The organism is Psychrobacter sp. NPDC078929, assembly GCF_050267985.1.
Classification (GTDB): Bacteria; Pseudomonadota; Gammaproteobacteria; order Pseudomonadales; family Moraxellaceae; genus Psychrobacter.
The window spans coordinates 1-2,469 of record NZ_JBNNFX010000053.1 but is presented as its reverse complement, the minus strand read 5'-3'; the positions used below and the strand labels follow the sequence as shown (position 1 = coordinate 2,469).

General features: G+C 42.7%; 1 protein-coding gene and 1 pseudogene. One reads left to right on the top strand and one right to left on the bottom strand.

The features are described 5' to 3' along the window. Positions 1 to 731, bottom strand: a 731-nt coding sequence (locus tag ACQKCG_RS13830) for an IS982 family transposase (protein WP_427585494.1), incomplete at its 3' end; no start/stop codon positions are given. A gap of 218 nt (positions 732 to 949) precedes the next feature. Between ACQKCG_RS13830 and ACQKCG_RS13825 the strand changes: the two are divergent. Continuing rightward, a pseudogene (locus tag ACQKCG_RS13825) lies at positions 950 to 2,174 on the top strand (IS3 family transposase). The last annotated feature ends 295 nt before the right edge of the window (positions 2,175 to 2,469 follow it).

Genomic DNA, 2,469 nt, shown 5'->3' with positions numbered 1-2,469 from the left:
AGCTCCCCAAACACCGTTTCAACCAAAGAGCGATGATTGAGTAGTGCCTCATCCATAGGCTCAAGTAATTGGGGTTTCATATTACGCCGAAGTTTCGTTATCAGCCTAGTATCACTGTGTTTTGTGAGCCACGCGTTTAGTGCTTTACTGATGTATCCTCTATCACCAAACAGCTTACCAAATAACGGCGTTGCCATATCCTTAACAGGCACTCTGTCATCCGTATTACCCGCAGTGACTTTAACAGATACAAGCTCGCCCTTATGATTGATAATGGCGTGCAGCTTAAAGCCATAGAACCAGCCCATGCTGCTTTTGCCTCGGGTTGCAAGTCCCTTAAAGACTTTATGACGGTAGATACGCTTGTTATGACAAACTGCTATCTTGGTTGAATCAATATAGCTGATACCCGTACAGTCGCCCATCATGCTTTGCAAGTAGCTGCACAGTGGTATGATACTGCGCGGTATAAGCTCTATAAATCGCGAGTAGCTCGGCAGATTTGGAAACTCCCGTTTCATCATGCCAAGCATGTGATGGTAGTAAAACGCCTTAAACTGTCGATAACGTAATTGATGAAACAGTATCAAGATGGTCATAATCTCTGCTACACTTATCTGGCATGCTCTTAACCTTTGGTGTCCCGTTGCGATTAAATGAGCGTCAAACTCAGGTTTGAATTGCTGATAAAAGTCGTCAATATGGCAGTATAGTTCGGTTAGGTTGTCCATGTAAGAAGTCCTTGTTGTGAAGTTTGTCTTGGTAAACTTACTTTAGCAACTTCGGACTTCTTTTTTTATTTTTTTTTTGAGCCCTTATCCCGAACTGGGGTTATATTATATACAACATACTACAATATACTATTAAGGGATACAAAATCATGGTGAGCTATGCTGAAGAAACCGTAGAGATAAACTTGGTAAACTAAGCGTATTGACAGGAGTTTACCATGACCAAGAAAGTAAGAACCTACAGTGACGAATTTAAAGCCGAGGCCGTCAAGAAGATATCAGACAATAATGGCAATATCTCAGCCACTGCAAAGCAGCTTGGCATTGCCATGCAAACGCTATCAAATTGGCATAACAAAGCCAATCAAGGCAAGCTTGTCGGCACAAAGCAATACGATCCTGATCTTATGAGTGCTCTTCAAGAAATAAAGCAGCTCAAGCGGCAGCTCAAAGTGGCTGAAGAGGAACGCGAAATACTAAATGAGGAGGGATAAAGCGAAGCACTGCTTCGCCCCGACGCAAGGGGAGAGCTATGCTCGAGTTGGCGACGGCGTACTTCGCGAGAAACAGCTAGTCAGGTACGCCTTTATCAAAGACAACCAGTTCCTCTTTCGCATCACCACTATGTGCCGTGTGTTAAGGGTTAAGCCATCAAGCTATTACGACTGGCTAAGTCGTGATCTCAGCGACCAACAGATACATCGCAACCAGTCTGAATTACTGGTTAAAGCGGCTCACAATGAAACGAAAGAACGTTATGGCGCAGATCGACTGCATGCTCATCTAAGCGAGCAAGGCCATAACATTAGCCTGTATATGGTAAGAAGCATCAAAGAGCAACACGGCATTAAATGTCGTCGTCATAAGCGCTTTAAAGTCACCACCGACTCCAATCACAACAAGCTGGTCTATCCAAACGTACTGGATCAGAAGTTTGATGCTAAGCGCCCTAACGAGTCGTGGGTCAGCGACATCACCTATATCTGGACGAATGAGGGTTGGCTGTACTTAGCAGGGGTCAAAGACTTATACACCAAAGAGCTTGTCGGTTACGCTATTAACAAGCGTATGACCGCAGATTTAGTTTGCAAAGCACTAAATATGGCCATCAAGAATAAACGTCCAAGCAAAGGGCTAATCGTTCATTCAGACAGAGGCAGTCAGTATTGCAGTCACGCCTACCACAAGACCATTAAGCAGCATCAATTTATAGGCTCAATGAGCGGCAAAGGCAACTGTTTCGATAACGCTCCGATAGAAAGCTTCTGGGGCACATTAAAGAATGAGCTGGTATATCATCAAGACTATAAAACAAGGTTCACAGCCATCAATGATATTATCAGTTATATCGAGCTGTACTACAATCAGACGAGGATTCAAAAGGGTTTGGGCTATCAATCGCCAAGACAGGTGTGGTTTGATTATTATCGTCAGGCTGCGTAATTAAAATCTCCCAAGTTTATGTATACGGATTTGACGGCAGGGGTCAATAGTTTAAAACTTTTATATTTACGTGCGTTAGGACGTTACCTAGAAAAAATAAAAAACTTACACTGATTAAATTATTATGATTAAGTTTACTATTACCCTCGTCTTCTAAGTGTGGTTAGACCTTTGCCAAAATAGCTTAGTAGTAATAACAAGGTTATTATTATCAAGATAGGATAATTTCCCATAAGCATAAAGGGCGTGTTACCAACCCGTGCCTGTATCTCACCACGTAGTACAGTACGCTCAA